The sequence below is a fragment of the Sphingobium boeckii genome, assembly GCF_014199215.1.
GTDB lineage: Bacteria > Pseudomonadota > Alphaproteobacteria > Sphingomonadales > Sphingomonadaceae > Sphingobium_A > Sphingobium_A boeckii.
Genome location: NZ_JACIJC010000010.1, coordinates 14037 through 33087, shown reverse-complemented (window position 1 = coordinate 33087; position 19051 = coordinate 14037). Strand labels below are relative to the sequence as shown.

Genomic DNA, 19051 nt, shown 5'->3' with positions numbered 1-19051 from the left:
CGGCCATATTTTTGCTAAGGGGCACCATGGTACACGCAGATAATGGCCGAACCCGCATTCTTGATTCAGCGGCAAAAGTCCTTCGACAGAAGGGGCTTGCCGGCGCCAAACTGAGTGAGATCGCGAAGGGAGCCAGTATGCTGGCGCCCAGCATCTATCATCATTTCCCGTCTAAGGACCATCTGGTCGAGGAAGTGATGATGGAAGGGATTTACCACAACAGCCGCCATATTGTGGCCCGCGTGGAGGTTTTAGGCCCAGGCGCGGCACCCGTGGTAAGGCTCCGAGCTGCCATTGTCGCTCACATCGACTTCCTGCTGTCAGGCGACGATTATTCCTCCGCGGTTGCGCGCGTATTTGACGATCTGCCTGACGAAATGAGGCGGCGGGTTCTTGCGGCCTATTCGAGCTTCGACAATTATTGGCGCGACCTGATTGTCGCTGCCCAGGCGGACGGGAGCGCCAGCGCAGCGCTGGACGCGACCGTGGTCAGGAAGTTCTTGATCGCAATGCTGGATTCTTGCTCATCCTGGTATCGACCAGGGAAGTTGGGACCAGCTCAGATCGCAGAGCAGGCAGCCGATCTGTTGCTCCACGGGTTTGCCAATCCCAGCTCTGCAGCCATTTAAGGCGATTCAGAAAGGCGGGGATGTCACTCCCCGCCCTCTTATCGTGCCTCACATTCAAGCGGCTACGTTTTCTGCCGCCACTGCTGTGGCGCCAGGGAGTTTGACTCGCGGAGCCACTTCCTTGGCGATGAGCTCCAGGGAGTTCCACCACGGTGACGGATCGTCATAATAATCGTGTGACTCGACTTGCAGGGTGCCCCAGCCACCGCACTGTTCAAACAACGTGTTTAGTTTTTCGACAACCGTATCCGGTGACCCGACCACGAAGACGTTATCAACGAGGAACTCCAGATCGGCATCGGCAGGATCGATCCCGGCGTCCTTGGCGAAGCCGTCCATCATGCCGAATCTGCGCCAGATCGGAATTAGATATTTGTTGAAGCAATAGCCGATTGGTCCGTTCATCACTTCGCTCTTCGCCTCGGCGTCAGTGTCTGCGCAGAACACCGTCTGCGAGACGGCGTGACGCTGCCGATCTGGAGTGAAGCCAGCCGCAATATTGGCCTCAGAGTATATTTTCCAATGCTGCTTGAGCGCATCGATCCCGGAGAAGATCGACACCGGCTTGAAATTCTTTTCCCCGGCTAGCTTCATCGACGGCGAATTTTTGCTGAATCCGGTCACTGCGATCTCGGGCATGTCGCCACCCCAAGGTGAATAATTGGCGAGCTTGTGCTGCTCGTCTTCCTCGGTCAGGGCTTCTTCCTCCTCTGGAAAGCCGGCACTCCAATATTTGCCTTCGAAGAAGAACGGCTCGCGCTTCCAGATTTGCTCCATGATTGATAACGACTCGCGAACTCTGTCATTCAGCCGTTCGGTCTCCTGGTCTTCGCCCCGAATGCCGTGCATGTAGGAGGCGAGCGGATAGGCGCCGGCACCAATGCCAAGAAAGTAGCGACCTTCGAGTATCTGCGACAGCCAGCCGATCGTCATTGCCAATTTTGTCGGGTGTTGATGCGGCAGCAAATGCGCCATCGGTGCAAACTTAATCGTCTTGGTTTGCAGGGCTGCGGCGGCGATGATCAGCTCGGGATTAGGGATATTCTCCCAGATCTGCGAAGCGTGCTCGGAGATCATCATAGATGTGAAGCCCGCCTTGTCGCAGGCTACGGAATTCTGAACACCCCATTCGAACGTCTGCTTCGCGGTGCGTCCTGGACGCATATAGGGGTGAAAAATGAGGCCGGTTTCCATCGCCATGAATTCTCTCCTTAAGCGTCGATTGCATCGCATCGGCTTTTACCGTCTTTTCGCGGTTCCGCTGCGTCGCTGTCTAATGACGATTAGGGTGATAATCTTGAGACGTATTTTAAGTCAAGTGTAAATTAGACCCGTACGACCTCGATGCGGGTTTCACTTGTCGAATATCCACCTAAAACCGATAAGATTCCGGGGCTTTGAGTAGCGTGAGCTTTGCCATCGCGCAGCATTCCTGTACCATGCGAGGAAATTCAACCCACTATCGGGTTCGATTTTCGGCCTTCCCGCATCTGCGAGGAGGATAATTTATGACACTTGTTTTAGGATGATTCTTTTTGGCAAACATCATCGTCGAGACCGCAGAGACCCCGTCCATCGACAATTTGGACGGGAAAATCCGGCTTATTCTTGCGGGCGAACAGCTCTTTGCCAAAAATGGGATCAATGGCGCCTCGATGCGAGAAATCGCGACGAAAGCGGGGCAAGGTAATCACGCTGCAGTTCAATATCATTTCGGCTCGCGCGAGGGTTTGGTTCGCGCGATTTTTGATTATCGCATGGATCAGATGGAAACAGCGCGTGGCGCCATGTTGGATAACGCCCAGACGCATGGACGCCTAAAAGACGCGCGCACGATCCTGGAAATCATCCTGCTACCTCAACTCGATCTGCAAGATGCTGACGGCAACCACTCTTACGCCAGCTTCCTGAGCCAATATCTACTTCAAAGCCGGTCTCCCGAATTTGGCGATTTCAGCGGATCGGAGCCACCCAATCTAACACGAGCACTGCATCTCATGCGTGAGCGGATCGATTATCTTCCCCCGTTCGTGGCCCAGCGGCGCCTGATAAGCGTCAGTCTGATGTTCCTCAATATTCTGATGCGCCACCACGGGACTGACGAATCCGCATTTGGGGAAACCTTTTCAGAAGCACTGGAAGACACGATGGAGCAGATTGTGGAAGGTATGTGCATGCCGCTCCGGCTCGCGTCAGCGCCAAGCGAAAATTTGTGAGCGCGCGGAGATGTTCGGTCTCGGTAATTAGGATATAAGCCAAGAACCTGTCGCCCATAGCGCGGCGCCAAACACCGCGGCGGCGCCCATCAGTTGCCGCTGCTGCCTGACGCTGTGCACCTGCACAAGCGTAGCGCTCACCGACTTGGCGGCATCGTCGAACGCTTTCACCGCCGCCGCCGTGACGCCGCGCAACGCTTCACGCTCCTTGCTGCGCGCGCTTTCCATCTGGGTCTGGTAATCATCAGGCAGCAGCTTGAGCATCGGGCTTCCTGCCAAAGTAGCTATCGTCTTGGTCTGCTTGGAGAGTATTTCGTTGGTTACTGCCAGCGTGTCGGTATAATCCGGGATCTTGATATCATCGCGCAGCAAGACCTCCTCGACCTTGCGCATCAGCAGCGCCATCTCACCGCGCTGCGAGAAAATCTCGCGACGCATGCCTTCAAACGCCTGGGCCGCATCGTCAGCCGTATTGGATCTCGTCATCACCGTTTCATTCATAGCGATAGTCCTCGTGAACGTCCGTGGCCGATCATGTCGATCAGATCTCCGCACAGGCCGCGGGATGGATGCACGCGATCTTCATCGCGCATAAGGCCAAGCGCTTGCTTACGCTGGCGCAAAAGGGATTCGAGCTGAGGGTCCCGGTGGAGACCGTCGACCATCATGTTCATCGCTTTGCCGACGCCGTCACGCTGGCGGCCCTCGGCTGCATCAAGCTGTTTGCGCATCCGGTTCCACCGCTGGACGAACCGGTCGGCGCGAAGCGCAGGATCAGTCCGCACATTGGCCTCATGGGCCATGGCGCCGATTGACGCATCGGTGCGGCCGGCGGCAGCTTCCTGAATCAGAGATCGATTCTGCCGGAATGCCTCGCGCATATCGGCGAGCGCATGCGGTCGGGTCTGCTCAAGGGAGAGCTCATTGCGCGCAAGCGCACTTTTCTGATGCTCGAGCACGGGCAGGCCACGATCGATCATGCGCTGTGCGTCCAACAGGCTCTGCGCATAGATCTGGATCGCCCGCCGCTGCGTGGCGACACTGGGCAGGGACTGTTCGGCAGAAGCACGCTCGGGCATCGGCTGGAGCTTGATCCCAGCGAACATACCAGGCGCGCGCGGGAGTGATGGCGCACCCGGCACACTAAGTCGCAGCCCGTCGAACATCCCGCGCCGGATTTCGATTTTGGCTGGCTCTGGCACCGGAAGCTCAAGCTGATCCCATCCCGGCACCTTTTCAGCCGCCAACATCTGCGCGATGGCGACGCGGATGCCGCGGCGCTCGGCAAAGGCGTTGGTGTCATAATCGAGTGCGGCATCCTTGGCGCGCTCGCGCGCGAGCGTGCGGACGAGCTTGCCCCGATCGGCAAAGTCATCCTTGCCATAATGAAGATGCACGCTGTCCGTATGCCGGGACAGCGCGACATAGGTGGCGTGCCGGTCGAGACCCGGTGTGGCGAGCACATGCACCCGGTCGACCGTGACACCCTGCGCCTTGTGGATGGTGGTCGCATAGCCATGGTCGATGTCGGCGTAAGTCTTGGTGTCGAACGCGACGCCGCGCCCATCATCGAGTGTGACCCGCATGTGGTCTTTGCTGACCTGTTCGATGGTGCCTGCGGACCCATTCTTCACTCCAAGCGCGCGTTCGTTGCGCAGGAACATGATACGATCATTTTCACAAAACAAGCGCTCGCCACGTACTGTTTTGACAGCAATATCAGTGACTAATGTCCCATCACGGCGCAGGGCATCGCGTGCCAGCGCATTCAGTTCATCGCATTCTTGCCGTGTATGCGTCAGAATGATGCGGCTGGCCTCCGGTTCGGCCTGCCGCTCGCGATTCCAGCCCTCGATCAGCGCCTTTCGCGCCGACTCGCGACTCGCATGCTCATGCACCATGCCCGCGCGATCATAGGCCTCAAGCGCTTCACCCGTGCGGCCGGTGGCAAGCTGTCTGGTCGCATCGCGCTGCCAGTCTTCGGACTGACGGCGCACCTCGGTAATCTCAACCGCGCCATGTCTCTCGGCCAGCGCGCGGAAGGGCGCGCCCGCCTCGATCGCCTGGAGCTGTTGGACATCGCCGATCAGCACCAGCTTGGCTTCGGCTTTGTGGACGGCCGCGACGATCCGTTCCATCTGCCGTGCGCCGATCATCCCGGCTTCGTCGATCACCAGCACATCTTTCGATGTGAGCAGATCGCGGCCCTGGCCCCATTGATGTTCAAGGCTTGCGATCGTGCGCGAGCGAATGCCCGAACCGGACTCAAGGTTATCAGCCGAGATGCCCGACAGCGTGGCTCCGCGCACGGTACAGCCTTGTTCTTCCCAAGCCTCGCGCGCGAGGCCGAGCATGGTGGACTTACCGGTGCCGGCATATCCGACAACCAATGCAATGTCGGTCTTTGTTCCTATATGATGGAGAGCGGCTTGCTGTTCCCCTCCCAATTGCAGGCCGCGGGTTTCGGCTGCCGCGATCCCTCGTGCGAGCGCGGTGGCCGGAACCGCATGACCCTGGCGCTGTTCCAGCCCATCGGCAAAGCGCTGCAGGCGCAACTCGCTCTCAATCATCGAGCGCGATGTGAACCGCGCCTCACCCCGGCCATCCGTTCCCAGTTCGACCAGTTCGGGACTGGCTTTCATAGCCCCCAGCACCCGATCGTACTGATCGTGATCGGCGGAATGGCGATGCGCGAACATCGCCATATCGCGCTTCGTAAACGTCGCCTGCTGGTGGGTCATCGCTTCCACGCCCACCGAAGGCTGCAACGCGATCCGCGCGCCGTTGCGTCGCGCGATCTCGACATGATCGACCGCGCGTTCGGCATTCTCGCCGCGCTCCAGTCGCCTCGCGCCCGCAGGCCCAATCTTGTTCTGCGGCTCGAGATCGATCCCCTGCGCTTCAAGGCTACGCCGATCGATGCGTGCGTCGATATCCAGCGCGGCCAGCCGCGTGTTGACATGCGCTTCCCAGCGCTCGCGCCATTGCTGCAGCAGATCGGTCCGATTCCAGTCGCGGACCTTCGGCCCAAACCCGTCTTCCGACACCTCGCGCATGCCAAGCATGACGTGGGCATGCGGCTTGGCCTCACCGCCTGCGCCCACATCCCAATGCACGTTGAGATCGGCGACCATGCCGTTGGCGACAAACTCCTGCGCAACGAAATCGCGCGCCAAGGCGATGCCTTGTTCCTGGGTCAGTTCGCGCGGGATCGCAAATTCGATCTCGCGCGCCAGTTGCGCGTCCTTGCGCACCTCCGCTGCCTCGACGTCATTCCACAAAGTGGCGCGGTCCTGCCAGCGCTCGGGCGCGCCTTCCGGGAGCATCACCTCGCTATGGACAACGCCTGCCTTGTTGGAGAAATCATGCCCGCGGTCGAGCCGCCGGTCATGCAGGCGCGATGCCGAACGATACGCAGCCGCGGCCACCGCACTGCTGCCCGCAGCGCGTGAGATCACTTTTACCGAGAAATGATAGATCGCCATGACGGCAATCCAACTACACCTAAAAAAGCCCGTCGGCACGACGTATAAGCGCGCTCTCAAAACATTTCATGATTTTCGAGAATACTTTGTCCCACTGTGTAGCAGCGTGTTTGCATCATTGAAACAATCGATCAATCTCCACTCCGAAGGGCCATCCCAAGGAGTCATCCGATGCGAAAATTGCGCGACTATGATGCTGAACTCAAAGCGCTTGAGTCGAAGACCCGCGACCTCAAGGCCAGACGCATCCAGCAGCTCGGCGAGCTGGTGACCGCTTGCGGGGCCGGCGATCTCGATGCCGAGACGCTCGCCGGGATATTGCTCGAGGGATCGGGCAATCGCGACAAGGCTATAAAGGAGGACTGGCGCAGGCGCGGGGCTGCCTTCTTTCAAGGCAGCAGCGCCCAGTCAAACGCTCGTCGTGGATCTGGGAAAGTCCCGAGCGGCAACACGACGGCTGCGGGCGCTGCGCTATCGGATCCAGCTCAGTCAGGCGCGGCATAACAAAAGGGCCTGGGTGGTGAAGCGCAGGGAGCGCACCCATCATCTGATCGAGCTGGGCGGGCTCGTCATCAAATCGGGTTTGGTCGAACTTGTGGAGGACGATCGGTTCGCGATTTACGGCGCGATGCTCGATATCGCGGCCCAGCTGCAGAGCGAAAACGCGCAATCACAAATCGCGCTGTGGCAGCGCCGCGGCAAGCGCGCGTTCCGGATGGAGGCAGAAGCTCTGGCGGAGAAGCGAGAATAGCAAAACCGAACACGCGAATATCCCCGCAGCGCAAGCTGCGGGGATATCGGGATCAGTCAGCCGGATTCCAGAGGAGGACGAATGCATCGTCCTTGCCACCGGCGGCACGGCCGAGGTTGGCATAGAGCCGGCGCGGACCGAACTCAGGGGCGGCGAGGACCAGCGATACATAGTCCTTGCCCGAACTCTCGCCGGTGCGGATCCAGCCCGCGCCGATCTCGGTCTCGCCCGACACGATGCGATAGTCGGGATGGCTTGGCGATGTCTTGCTTGGCACGGGGTTGATGGCAATCTCGGCACGGATGCTGAGGGTCTTGATCTGGCCTTTGAAGCTGCCGTCCTTGGCGAGGTTCACATATCCGATGGCTGGCATTGTCTTGTATCCTTCATATGGCTCAAGGGACCATCCCCTGGGCGACACGACGGTCACAAAGGCGGGGCAGAAAGCGGGTTCGAACCGACAGGCCGAAGCGACAGCGCAGGACCGGAAGCGGCGGGTCATTTTGGTTCCGCGAGGAGCAGGCGAAGCCTTGCGGGGAAAATGATCCGGCCGCGATGGTTTTGAAACCGCGGCCCCGCCTTAGACCCAGGCGTCAAAGTCCATGGATCGGTTCCTGGCGCGATGGAGACGGATTTGACTGGGCAGCAGGAATTATGATCGACAAAGGTTGATAGGGGCAGATCTATCCCGCCATGCGTTGAAGCGATGGAATGCAATCCACGGCAGGAGGCAGAGATGTTCGTCGCGGTCTATTGGTGGCGGGTCAAAACCGGCAAGGAAGATCAGTTCAGGCGCGCCTGGGCGCGCGGCACCGATCTCATCCGCGCGCTACGGCAGCTACGGATCGAGACTGCACCGCGATGCCGATGGACGGTTCGTTGGCTATGCCGAATGGCCCGACGAAACCACCTGGCGCACGGCGTTCGATCAGAAGATGGTCTATGATGAACCCGAAACCCGTGCTGCTTTCGAGGATGCCATCGCTGAGGTTCCAGCCGACGCATATCCGATATTCACGATGACGGTCACCGATGATTTGTTGATGCGTTCGCGAAAACTGGGATAGGGAGGAGTTGGAGAAGCCTTGCGCGTGCTGGTTTTTTGTGGCGGCTGTCGACCCATTATTGCCGCTCGCGTGCCGTTTTTAGCATCCCAATAGCGGACGCTAATTTTTCGCAACAGCGGACCAGTCCAGCCCAAATCGCGTCAGATATTTGCGTAAACGGTCCGCATCATTGGCACTCGTGCGCCTTGCTCGGGAAGCGGCGAATAGGGATCGCCCCGCTTCGGAAAGCGAGCGGCTTGCTCTGCAAATGCGGACGGTCTCGGCAAGCTGGACGCGATCGAAGGGATCGAGTGCGGCAAGCGCTTCATCCGACAGCAGAGAGGCAAGTCCATCATCGACCGCATTGGCGTGAAGCCACAGCTTGCGCAGCCGCGCGACTTCGCTGTCGACACAATCCACGTCGATCCGGCCACGCGGAGAAAGCGTTGCCATGCGCGTCACGCTCGCAGCGAGATCACGAAAATTCCCGGTCCAGCGCGCGTCGGACGATATGGCGAATGCGAGATAGCGCTGACGCGCTTCCTTGTTGAAGCTCACCCGCTGCCCCTCGCGTTCGGCAAAACGATCCAGTTCATAGTCCAGATTGGGCTCGATATCCTCACGCCTTTCTGCAAGTCCTGGAAGCGTGAAGGTCCACAGATTAAGGCGGGCGTATAAATCTTCACGGAATATACCTGACGCAACCGCCTCCCCCAAATCGCGGTTTGTCCCAGCTATGAGCTGAAAATCCGCAGCGGATTCCTTGTCTGCGCCGACAGGCAGAAAGCGTTTATCCTCTATAGCACGCAGGATCATCGCCTGCTCATCAAGGCCCAACTCTCCAATCTCATCCAGAAACAGCATCCCCTTGTCTGCGCTGCGCAAGAGGCCGGGCCGGTCTGCTGCAGCACCTGTGAAGGCGCCTTTGCGATGACCGAACAAGGCCGACATCGCGCTATCACCGCGCAAGGTCGCGCAGTTCACCTCGACAAAGGCGCCGCCGACCTGGTGTTTGAGGCGCTTCAGTTCATAGATGCGGCGGGCGAGCTGGCTCTTCCCGGCGCCCGTCGGGCCCATCAAGAGAACGGGAGCCTTTGAACGTAGCGCGACGTGCTCAATCTCGTCGATAATGCCATTGAACCCAGCGTTGCGCGTTTCGATGCCTGATTTGAGGAACGACTGGCTTTCGGCCGAAGCCACCGCAAAACGCGTGGCAATGCTGTCGTAGCGTGAGAGATCCAGATCGATCGTATTCCATTCGCCAACGGGACTAACTGTGCCGCGTGATGGCTGTGTCTGAAGGAGGCGACCTGGCAGATAATGAGCTTCGGTCAATAGAAACAGGCAAATCTGAGCAACGTGCGTGCCCGTTGTGATGTGTATCAGATAATCCTCGACCTCAGGGTCAAACGGCTCAGCGCGGGCGAAATCGAGCAGCTTTCCGTAAACCTCCTCAAAGTCCCACGGGTTCTTGAAGTCCATGCGACGTAAATCAATTGTCGTTTCGGGCGAGACGGACGCGATGTCCTCGGCAACATATTCCGCGAGCCGCCCATGGGGAGTGCCGTGCAACAGCACAAACCGGTCGACGCGCAGATCCTCTTGCATCGTGATGCCAACGGACGGCCGCCACTTATTCCACCTGGACGGGCCAAATTTGCTGCCATCCAGCGTTGAACCGAGAAATCCTATAACGACGAGTGGTTTCATATTTATCCTATAGGATAAACTACTATATGATGAAATCGTAAATATAGATGTTCATTCTGGTGAGATTCAGGCTGAGAAAAAAATGCTTTAATAAAAACATTAAAATACAATTGGTTATCTTAAAACCTCCCGGATAATTAGATTCTGGCACGGCACATGCTCAGTGATTGATGTCGTGCATGCGAATTCATGCACGACCCGCGGTGACGGGGCGGCCGGAATAGGCCGGTCGCCCCAAGCGGAATGGAGATTTCTATGTCGACGACCGAAGCCAAATTCGATTTCCAGCACGTTGAAGGCGGTGTGCCCATCAAGATGTGGACGCGCGGTGTGCCGATCGACGACAAGGCGCGTGATCAACTCTCGCGGGCGGCCCTGATGCCGTTCGTCTTTAAGCATGTCGCCGCAATGCCTGATGTGCACGTCGGGATCGGCGCTACCGTCGGCTCGGTGATCCCGACCAAGGGCGCTGTTATCCCTGCGGCCGTTGGCGTCGACATCGGTTGTGGAATGATGGCTGCGCGCACCTCGCTGATGGCGAGCGATCTCCCCGACAATCTGGAGGGCGTTCGCTCGGCGATTGAGCAGGCCGTTCCGCATGGCCGTTCAGTCGGACGTAGTAAGCGCGACACGGGATCCTGGGGCGACCCCCCGGCCGCCATCGTGGAAGCCTGGGCGTCACCTGCAGAGCGTTTTGGGCAGATCGTCGCCAAATATCCCAAGCTCGGCAAGACCAACAACCTCGTTCATCTGGGGACATTGGGCACCGGCAACCACTTTATCGAGCTTTGCCTCGATACTGAGCAGCGGGTGTGGGTGATGCTCCATTCCGGATCGCGCGGCGTTGGCAATGCCATCGGCACCTTCTTCATCGAATTGGCGAAGCAGGACATGCGCAAATGGTTCATCAATCTGCCCGACGAAGATCTCGCCTATTTTCCTGAAGGAACAGATCATTTCAACGATTATGTCGAAGCGGTTGGCTGGGCGCAGGATTTTGCAGCGCTGAACCGGCGCATGATGATGACGAATGTGATCCGTGCCCTCCGGACCCAGATTGCGAAACCGTTCGATGCAGAGTTGGAGGCGGTGAACTGCCATCACAATTATGTTCAGAGGGAAAACCATTTTGGACAGAACGTGCTGGTGACCCGCAAGGGCGCGGTGCGGGCAGCCAAGGGTGTTCTGGGCATCATCCCGGGATCGATGGGCGCGAAATCGTTCATCGTGCGCGGGCTTGGAAATCCGGAGTCGTTCGACAGCTGCAGCCATGGAGCAGGGCGCGTCATGTCCCGCACCCAGGCAAAGCGCGAGGTCACTCTGGCCGAGCATGTGGCTGACACCCAGGGTGTCGAATGCCGCAAGGATGAGGGCGTAATCGACGAGACGCCCAAGGCCTATAAATCGATCGAAGCCGTGATGGCCGCGCAGAGCGACCTGGTCGAGATTGTCCATACGTTGAAGCAGGTGGTGTGCGTGAAGGGCTAAGCCCTTCACGCCTCTACGAAGGGGAAATCATGATCATTATAGACGGTGCGGAGGGCGAAGGGGGCGGTCAGGTCGTGCGGAATGCACTTGCCCTGTCGCTGGTTACTGGCGAGCCATTCCGTATCACGAACATCAGGGGCAAGCGTGCAAAGCCCGGTCTTATGCGGCAGCATATGACCGCAATCGAAGCGGCGTGTTCCATCGGCAATGCTGAATGCTCAGGTCTAGCGGTAGGCTCGTTGGAGATCGAGTTCCGGCCGGGACGGGTTGAGCCGGGCGATTACCATTTTTCTGTAGGCACGGCCGGTAGCACCGGCCTGGTGCTGCAGACTATCCTGATGCCGCTCATTGCAGCGGGCAAACCATCTCGCATCTTCTTGGAAGGTGGAACCCATAATATGATGGCCCCTCCATTCGATTTTATTGAGCGGTCATTTCTGCCGATCATCGGCCGCATGGGGCCGCGCGTTGAAGCACGCTTGATCCGGCATGGCTTTTATCCCCGTGGTGGCGGCAAGATTGAGGTCGTCATCTCGCCGTCCCGACTTGCGCCGATCGAATGCACGGACCGAGGACAGGCAATCTCATGCTCGGCCACGGCCCTTTTCGCTGGCCTGCCCTTCGGCATCGCTGATCGGGAGATCAGTACGGCGCGCAAACTTCTGGATTGGCCCGACAATGCGTTCGCCGTGCGGCAGCTCCCCGAGGATTTGGGACCGGGAAACGTGCTGTTGTTGGAATCCGCTTTCGAACATGTGACGGAAATCGTGACGGGTTTTGGGAAGTTGGGTGTCTCCGCAGAATCTCTTGCGAAAACCGCATCTCAGAGGATGTCGGGCTACCTCGGGTCAACTGCATTCGCAGGACCTTATCTGGCCGATCAGCTTCTTCTTCCATTCGCTTTGGCGGGCGGCGGTTCATTTACGACGGTGAAGCCGAGCCAGCACGCGAGAACGGCTGCAGACGTGATCGCCATGTTTACAGGAAAGCGATTTGAGTTTGAGCAGCTTGCAGACGGGAGCCACTTGGTGGCTCCCGTCTGATTCCTGATCGAAGGGTCGCGTACCGACCAATTTCCGCCATTCAGCGCACCAATTAGACTCTCTGAAAGCGGAACGTCTGTTTGTTCAGGAACGATAGCTCCAATCTGCTAGATCGCTGTGCAAAATTTAACTGACCTACCGGTTGCGGCTTAAGGTTGGATCCTCCAGCAGACCCGGCCGTGTTGGCTGGTCATTATCTTGGTGGACTGCACTCGACATGTAAGGCAATGCATATCGTGGTCAACACGAGGGGCAGAGGGATGCGTTGTACTAGAGCTGCTTTGTTAACGTGTGTTTTATTAGCAATTATTCCGGGCGCCTCGTTGGCGCAAACCAGTAAATTGCCGACCGGGACTCGTGTCACGGTGAGCCCGCTGAGCCATGCCGAATTGAATGCCCTGCAAAATGAGCTAACAGCTAATCGAGATGAAAAACTCAATGGCATGAGGCGTGAATTTGCAGCATTTCAAAGAGCAAAATCACTCGCGCCAGAGTGGATCAATCAATGCAATCGAGAGTCAGCCGCGAAGGTCGCACTTTACGCCGGCAATGCCTCATGGGAAAAAGTTGCCTCTAGGCATGCGCCAATGGCGATCAGCGTTGCCATGGATATAGAGCAGTGGTTCGCCTTCGTGAAGTCGGCATTCGGCCAACCCCACATTATTGCTGAAATTATGGGTAGAAATTTCAAGTGTCGTGCAGAGATCACGGCTGCTTATGGGGCACATTACAACCGGCTTTCTACACTAGGTAACGAACTATCATTTTTAGAAACTGAAATTTCGGCCGTTAAAACGCGTATTGCCAGCCTTCCTGCACCACGCGACACTCAAAATGATAATGGAACCAGATTATCGTCCTTAGTTAACCCCAAAACTCGCATTTGCTACGGCAACAATATTGATATTGGCGATAACATTGGCAGTTGCGGTGGGAATGAACGAGAAGAGGGGTATTACTCATGTGCCGCAAGCAACTCATCTGCGAGAGTAATACGATCTAGAAATAAATGGAGTAATTATACTCTTTTAATGAGATTGCAGGACAAATATAATCAAGACGAAACTGCTACGTGTGGCCGAAGTTACTCAGGTGACTGGATCAATGCCAAAAAGCTATTAAAAATGATCGAATAATTTTATTAAAAAAATTATTTGGTCTAATTTATAGTAGTTATATAAATTGTCTTTTGAATTGTAATGTAAATTATCCGGATTTCATGTTGATATAGATGCGCGATTTTATCCGATATCGTGCAAATAGCGAGCCATAGATTGAATGCGTATACGAAATATCGTAAAAGCAGTCGGACGGGTATCATAAACCTAGATGGAGGTTCAATGAGATCTGCAAAGTGGCTTTTATTGATCATTGCATTTGCAAGTTCAATACTGCCTTTCGGTTGGGTGGCTTGCGCGCAAGTCAACTTGTCGGCGATTTCGCGTGATGAATGGCTTCGGGCCGAGACCGAAACGTTCCTCAGAAAGACAGACGCTTTCAACTGGGACTACGCTGATCTCGAAGGTTTGGCAGATAGCGGAGACGTCAGAGCGATGGTGGTGTTCGCATATATTCATATGAACCCTAAATCCCTTCACGTGCAATCGGAACACGCTCATATCTATCTCTCGAAAGCCGTCGGGCTTGGCGACATTCGCGCAATGGCTGTCCAGGGGGCAGACCTTCTATATTCGGCGGATCCGGAGGTTGCCGATCCGTTGCGAGGGTTTTCGTTGTTGAAGCGGGCTGTCGAGAACGGCGCCATATTCGGCAAGGCGCATTTGGGACTCGCCTATCTCATGGGCAAAGGCACCCAAAAGGATAGCGTGTTAGGCCAACGGCTAATCGACGAAGCTGTCGGCGCAGGCAGCGCAAATGGTCTCTATCTGCAGGGGTGGCTGCAATGGGGTGGTCTGGGCGGTCCAGCAGATCTTAGTCGAGCGTTCGAGTTCGTTGGGCAAGCAGCCGAATTAAGTCATCCTCAGGCAATGGCTGAGTTCTCTCGGATGTTAATCTCCGCGGAATTTGGCCAAGAAGGACGTGAGGCTGAAGCAGCTCTTTTAGCGCGAAATTCTGCATTTATGCGCAATCCTGCGGGCGAATACATGTATGGCTATTTTCTCGAGAGCTGCAGAGGCGGCATTGCCAGTAACAAGGAGCAGGCTCTGCAATGGTACACGCGCGCATAGGATCGGCGTGATTATCGCGCGGGCGTACGCTACGCCAGCCTTCTCAATGATGGTGTCGTGAAAGCAAGTCCGGAATATGTTCAGATCGTTTTGAGGGATCTAATCAGTATGCCCGATGTCGATCAAAGCAATTTGGCGCTTGCCCACATGGAATTAGGGCGCTCTCTTGCGCTTGAGGGCAAACTAGCAGCCGCGCGAAAAGAATTTATAATCAGCGGGCAATTGGGACATGCACCAGGTGCGGAGGCGGTCGCCACAATCGACAAAGCTCAAATTCGGCAAGCTCAGGAAGAGAAAGTAAGAATTCTTCAGGCGGCTGCTGACGATCAGGTCCAGAGCCAATCGGTATCAAAAAGGGAGGAAGCTCTCCAGCAAGCCGCCACAAAAGCAACAACAACGCCCGCGCGCGGTCAGCTTTTTGGACTGACCTTCAATGCCGTTGCCACTGATATACAGCTCGAAGCAGCGGCCGAGGCCATTTTGAAGTGCCGTACATGGAATTACGCAATATCGAAGAGCATCGATAGTTCGACCAAAGGTACCCTGTACAGGTATCGTTGCAGTACGTTCGGCATGCAAATTTTGGACGAAACTGTGCGTGTCCTCGTTACTGAGGGAAAAGTCGCTCGCATTTCACACGATCAATCGCCGCCGGGCATCAAGCAATGCGATCAATTGAAAAGTGGGCTTCAAAGTTTTCAGGTCGAATATCAAGGAGGGAAAGGTTGGACTAGATTGGCAACTAGAAATTACAGCGAAGATGGTCGATTTCGTCCCCACTCGAACCGTTGGGATACTTATCAAAACGGCATAATTTATCATCACGCGTTTGAGTGGGATAAGGAATATTACGGACAAGATAACACAGGCTGCGGAAATCTTTGGGGGCCTCCCAGTTTTCATATCCTGCATGTCTGGATGATAACGCCTTGGAAAGGAACAGAACCTCCTGGCGTAGAATTATAGACCCTTAGAAGAAAGCTGCGGCTGATAACCTAGCTTCTATTTCTCATCTGCTATAAAGGTTCAAAATAACCGAGTGGCCTGCCTTCTGTCTTCCGCCCTCGACCATTTGTCGCCATTCAGAGAGTAATTTTCGCTCCCCAAGAGCGGACCGACTGCTTCGAGGTCCTATGCACCCTCATTCTGGCGCAAAGCTGTCACTTAGTCGGTTCTGGCTCCCCGCGACGACGAGGAGCCAGTGTGTTAGATTTGGGACTTATATACATGCTTGACCCAAACGGGAGAGCCTGCTAATTAGACTGCATGAGCAAGAAGCCCGCCATGCAGCAGTTCGACACCATCCTTCAGATGATGGCCGCGATCCCCGACGAACAGACCGCGATCGACCATTTCCGCGCGATCCGCTGGAAGAACGGCGCGTTCTGCCCGCACTGCATGTCCACTAGGGTCTATCACTTTTCGGACAATCGCACCCATAAGTGCGGCGATTGCCGTAAGCGCTTTTCGATCAAGGTCGGCACGATCTTCGAGGACAGCAAAATCCCGCTGCGTTCGTGGATGCTGGCCATCTGGCTTATCACGTCGCACAAGAAGGGCATTGCCAGCACCCAACTCGCCAAGGATATCGGCGTGACGCAAAAGACGGCGTGGTTCATGACCCACCGCCTGCGCTACGCGATCAAAACCCAGTCTTTCAACCGCCCGCTGGACGGCATTGTAGAGGCCGATGAGACTTTCATTGGCGGCAAAGAGAAGAACAAGCACGCTCACCAGCGCACCGGCGGCAAGCAGGGTGGTAAGGGCAAGGTCGCTGTCCTTGGTATGCTGGAGCGCGACGGCGAACTGCGCACCGGCACCACGCCGAACCTGAGCGCCAAGGCCGTGCAGACCGTCATCCGCGACAACGTGAAGTCGGGCGCTAACCTGATGACCGATGAGCATGGCGCGTTCGTCGGCCTGTCAGACGCCTATAATCACCACCGCGTGAACCACAGTGCTGGCGAGTATGTCCGCCACTATATCCTGCACACCAACGGGATCGAGAGCGTCTGGGCGCTGTTCAAGCGCCAGATCATCGGCACCCACCATTTCCTTTCGCCCAAGCATCTGAACGCCTACCTTGGCGAGATGACATGGCGCTTCAATCTCCGGAGCATTGGCGAAGGCGACCGCGTGAACGCCCTTCTTGCGCAGACCGCTGGTCGCCTCACCTACAAGGCGTTGAAGGCATGACCGATAAGCGCGAGAAGCCCCTAGGGCTGGAGATGCCATTCGCCGAAGCACTGGAAAGGTTCATAGGGGTTGATCCCGACGAGCTACCGGACAACGTGAAGCTAAGACAAAAAAAGGGACCGCCGAAGCGATCCCCAGGTGTTGATGAGAAATCCAGACCGAAGCCTGAAGCTAGCGAACCGGACTAGCCTTTAGGGCTGGGAGCGCCAGTGGGAGCGCACATGCTCCACCCGGCCGAACCTGATCCGGTAATAAGCGCAAACATGCACCATTACGCAAAATCCTTGCGTTGGGGCGGCTATCGTGCGATTCTCAAAGTCCACACAGTGAGATCAGCGCGGTTCGCCGTCCGATTGAACAGGAGAGGGCCGGTCGAAAGATCGGCCCTTTTTCGATGCGGCTTTCCGGTTCCGCTGCCGTGTCCCTATACCAAGATGCCACCCTGCCTTCCTGCCCGCGCGACGCGTGCCACGTGAGGTCGATTCACCATATCGCACAGTCGGATCGCCCGCGCAACCCGTTACTGCGTTCCACATTCGGCGTATGCTAGATTTTCTTAGACATTTCGTGGTTTCGGCAGTATGTAGTCGGTATATCAAACAGGAGGACGCAGTGACCCGAGCGCGCAGCCCGCAATATCCGAGCCTTTCGCTTCCACAAGCTATTGATTTAGTTGCTAAATTGCACAAGTCTAATCGCACTAGTGTTATCACTCGCGAAACGGCAGCGAAGGATATGGGTTACAGCGGTCTGACTGGCAGGTCTCTGACCGTGCTAGCTGCGCTTGCTCAATTCGGCCTGATCGAGAAGGCAGGTAAAGGTGACATCAAGGTCACAAGGCGTGCGGTTGATATCCTGCACTCGGTTGATGAGAATGACCGGACGGAAGCGATTCAAGAGGCCGCCTTTGCGCCCGGACTGTTCCAGCAGTTGCGGGACCGTTTCCCGGAAGGAGTGCCGTCGCAAAACGCACTGCGGTCGTATCTCATTCAAATGGAGTTCGGCGACGTCGCCATTGGGCCAGCGATCAGCGCCTATCTGGAAACAAACGCCTTTGCGGAGAATGCGAAAGAAAGCGGAAGAAGTGGAGCCGATGGGGGTGAGGGCGCAGACTCTGGCGACCAACCAAAGGAGACACCGATGCAACCGCAACAGCAGCCCGCTATGGCCCCGGCAACGGTCGTTCCAGCGACGCTCACATTTCCCGTCGCTGCGGACCTGAATAAGATTAATATGGACATTCGTGGCGATCAGGTCGCGATCAGTGGCCTCCTCGATTCAAAGGGCCTAGTGCTGCTCGAAAAGAAAATTGCCGCGCTCAAGTTGCTCCTAGCGGTCTACACCGAAGCGAGCGATACCGAAGATGACGAGACGGTCCAGTAGTCCGTCAAGCCCGGCCTAACCCGCCGGGCTTTTTGCTACTTGTCTTCGCTCATCGCCTCCCGACACCCATAGCACAGCTTTTCGCCGTAGCCTTCGACAGGCGTATCGCAAATTTCACATCTGGGCAGATGGGCGCGGACGCGAGCATCGTCTGCCATCTGTTTTTCCTTTTCATGACCCACTACCGTTCTCCTTCCCTACGATCATGCCGGAAAGGTAATCCACCGTCTAGTGGGTCACACACGTATATAGGCCCCTTAGATTTCGGTGCCTTCCGCCAAAGTTAATGCATCTTCCACATCAACTCCGAGATATCGGACGGTACTTTCGATCTTCGTGTGCCCGAGCAGTATCTGGACGGCACGAAGATTTCCGGTCGCCTTGTAGATGATCGACGCCTTCGTTCGCCTCAGCGAATGGGTTCCGTAATCTTCGCTGGGCAAGCCAATTCCCGTCACCCATTCGTCAACCAGGCGCGCGTATTGTCGGGTGCCCAGGTGGGTTGAATGATCTGTGCGGCTCGGAAAGGCGTAATCCTCCAGTGCGCCGCCGCGCAGTTCGAGCCATTTCATTAGGCTGGCGCGAGCGTCGTCCATCAGCTCAAATTGGACTGGCCGGCCGGTCTTTTGCTGGACAACTGTGGACCTGGTCCGAATTTTACGATCGCATACGATATCGCTGATCTTGATCTTGACCAAATCACATCCACGCAGCTTGCTATCGATAGCGAGGTCAAAGAGGGCGCGGTCCCGGGCTCGCCCATATTGGTCGAGAAAGAAGCGGATCGCCCAGATCTGACGCGGTTTGAGCGCTCGCTTCGCACCAACTTTGCGTCCGGTGTTCCATGATACCCGCTCGCGAGCGGCGGGATCGAATTCTGATAATCCCATGACACTTCTCCTGTGGCCATGATGG

Annotated in this window: 18 protein-coding genes and 1 pseudogene; 13 read left to right on the top strand and 6 right to left on the bottom strand. The window is 56.6% G+C overall.

All coding sequences use genetic code 11. The features are described 5' to 3' along the window. Positions 1–26: 26 nt before the first annotated feature. A complete protein-coding gene (locus FHS49_RS19295) occupies positions 27–629 on the top strand; it encodes a TetR/AcrR family transcriptional regulator (RefSeq protein ID WP_184022221.1) in 603 nt (200 codons plus the stop codon). 54 nt (positions 630–683) lie between these two features. Here the strand turns inward: FHS49_RS19295 and FHS49_RS19290 are convergent, their stop codons facing one another. After that, complete coding sequence (locus tag FHS49_RS19290) at positions 684–1829, bottom strand: LLM class flavin-dependent oxidoreductase (protein WP_184022219.1); 1146 nt, start codon at positions 1827–1829, stop codon at positions 684–686. 335 nt (positions 1830–2164) lie between these two features. Between FHS49_RS19290 and FHS49_RS19285 the strand changes: the two genes are divergently transcribed. Then, complete coding sequence (locus FHS49_RS19285) at positions 2165–2845, top strand: TetR/AcrR family transcriptional regulator (RefSeq protein WP_221240598.1); 681 nt, start codon at positions 2165–2167, stop codon at positions 2843–2845. Between the two features lie 27 nt (positions 2846–2872). Here the strand turns inward: FHS49_RS19285 and FHS49_RS19280 are convergent, their stop codons facing one another. Together FHS49_RS19280 and traA are read right to left on the bottom strand one after the other, a co-directional pair. Then, on the bottom strand, positions 2873–3346 hold the full coding sequence (locus FHS49_RS19280) for a hypothetical protein (RefSeq protein WP_184022216.1): 474 nt from the start codon (positions 3344–3346) through the stop codon (positions 2873–2875). Continuing rightward, positions 3343–6330, bottom strand: a complete 2988-nt coding sequence (gene traA, locus FHS49_RS19275; protein ID WP_184022214.1) for a Ti-type conjugative transfer relaxase TraA — start codon at positions 6328–6330, stop codon at positions 3343–3345. Before traA ends, FHS49_RS19280 begins: the two co-directional genes overlap by 4 nt. Positions 6331–6501: 171 nt before the next feature. Between traA and FHS49_RS19270 the strand changes: the two genes are divergently transcribed. Next, positions 6502–6834, top strand: coding sequence for a conjugal transfer protein TraD (locus FHS49_RS19270; protein WP_184022213.1), 333 nt, complete (start codon positions 6502–6504; stop codon positions 6832–6834). A 16-nt stretch (positions 6835–6850) separates the two neighbouring features. After that, positions 6851–7081: a conjugal transfer protein TraD gene (locus FHS49_RS19265; protein WP_184022211.1), complete on the top strand. Its 231-nt coding sequence runs from the start codon at positions 6851–6853 to the stop codon at positions 7079–7081. A 52-nt stretch (positions 7082–7133) separates the two neighbouring features. On the opposite strand, the gene FHS49_RS19260 is transcribed toward FHS49_RS19265, so the two are convergent. After that, complete coding sequence (locus FHS49_RS19260; protein ID WP_184022209.1) at positions 7134–7454, bottom strand: DUF736 domain-containing protein; 321 nt, start codon at positions 7452–7454, stop codon at positions 7134–7136. 363 nt (positions 7455–7817) lie between these two features. Here FHS49_RS19260 and FHS49_RS19775 point away from each other — a divergent pair. After that, a pseudogene (locus FHS49_RS19775) lies at positions 7818–8148 on the top strand (antibiotic biosynthesis monooxygenase family protein). A 99-nt stretch (positions 8149–8247) separates the two neighbouring features. On the opposite strand, the gene rtcR reads toward FHS49_RS19775, so the two are convergent. Next, positions 8248–9837 carry an RNA repair transcriptional activator RtcR gene (gene rtcR, locus FHS49_RS19255; RefSeq protein ID WP_184022207.1) on the bottom strand — a complete coding sequence of 530 codons (1590 nt, stop codon included), beginning with the start codon at positions 9835–9837 and terminating at the stop codon, positions 8248–8250. A 255-nt stretch (positions 9838–10092) separates the two neighbouring features. On the opposite strand from rtcR, the gene FHS49_RS19250 reads away from it, so the two are divergent. From FHS49_RS19250 to FHS49_RS19215, 8 genes are all read left to right on the top strand, one after another. Beyond that, complete coding sequence (locus FHS49_RS19250; protein ID WP_184022204.1) at positions 10093–11325, top strand: RtcB family protein; 1233 nt, start codon at positions 10093–10095, stop codon at positions 11323–11325. A 29-nt stretch (positions 11326–11354) separates the two neighbouring features. After that, positions 11355–12368, top strand: coding sequence for an RNA 3'-terminal phosphate cyclase (gene rtcA / locus FHS49_RS19245; RefSeq protein ID WP_184022201.1), 1014 nt, complete (start codon positions 11355–11357; stop codon positions 12366–12368). A 227-nt stretch (positions 12369–12595) separates the two neighbouring features. Continuing rightward, entirely contained in the window at positions 12596–13504 is a 909-nt protein-coding gene (locus FHS49_RS19240) for a hypothetical protein (RefSeq protein ID WP_184022199.1), read from the top strand. 204 nt (positions 13505–13708) lie between these two features. Continuing rightward, complete coding sequence (locus tag FHS49_RS19235; RefSeq protein ID WP_184022196.1) at positions 13709–14557, top strand: tetratricopeptide repeat protein; 849 nt, start codon at positions 13709–13711, stop codon at positions 14555–14557. 57 nt (positions 14558–14614) lie between these two features. Next, positions 14615–15523: a hypothetical protein gene (locus tag FHS49_RS19230; RefSeq protein WP_184022194.1), complete on the top strand. Its 909-nt coding sequence runs from the start codon at positions 14615–14617 to the stop codon at positions 15521–15523. Positions 15524–15823: 300 nt separating this feature from the next. Next, positions 15824–16753, top strand: coding sequence for an IS1595 family transposase (locus tag FHS49_RS19225; protein ID WP_221240597.1), 930 nt, complete (start codon positions 15824–15826; stop codon positions 16751–16753). Beyond that, the gene (locus FHS49_RS19220; protein WP_184022192.1) at positions 16750–16941 is read left to right on the top strand and encodes a hypothetical protein; all 192 of its coding nucleotides are present in this window, start codon (positions 16750–16752) and stop codon (positions 16939–16941) included. Before FHS49_RS19225 ends, FHS49_RS19220 begins: the two co-directional genes overlap by 4 nt. Positions 16942–17365: 424 nt before the next feature. Further along, the gene (locus FHS49_RS19215) at positions 17366–18136 is read left to right on the top strand and encodes a hypothetical protein (RefSeq protein ID WP_184022191.1); all 771 of its coding nucleotides are present in this window, start codon (positions 17366–17368) and stop codon (positions 18134–18136) included. Positions 18137–18393: 257 nt separating this feature from the next. On the opposite strand, the gene FHS49_RS19210 is transcribed toward FHS49_RS19215, so the two are convergent. After that, complete coding sequence (locus tag FHS49_RS19210; protein ID WP_184022189.1) at positions 18394–19026, bottom strand: tyrosine-type recombinase/integrase; 633 nt, start codon at positions 19024–19026, stop codon at positions 18394–18396. Between the last annotated feature and the right edge of the window lie 25 nt (positions 19027–19051).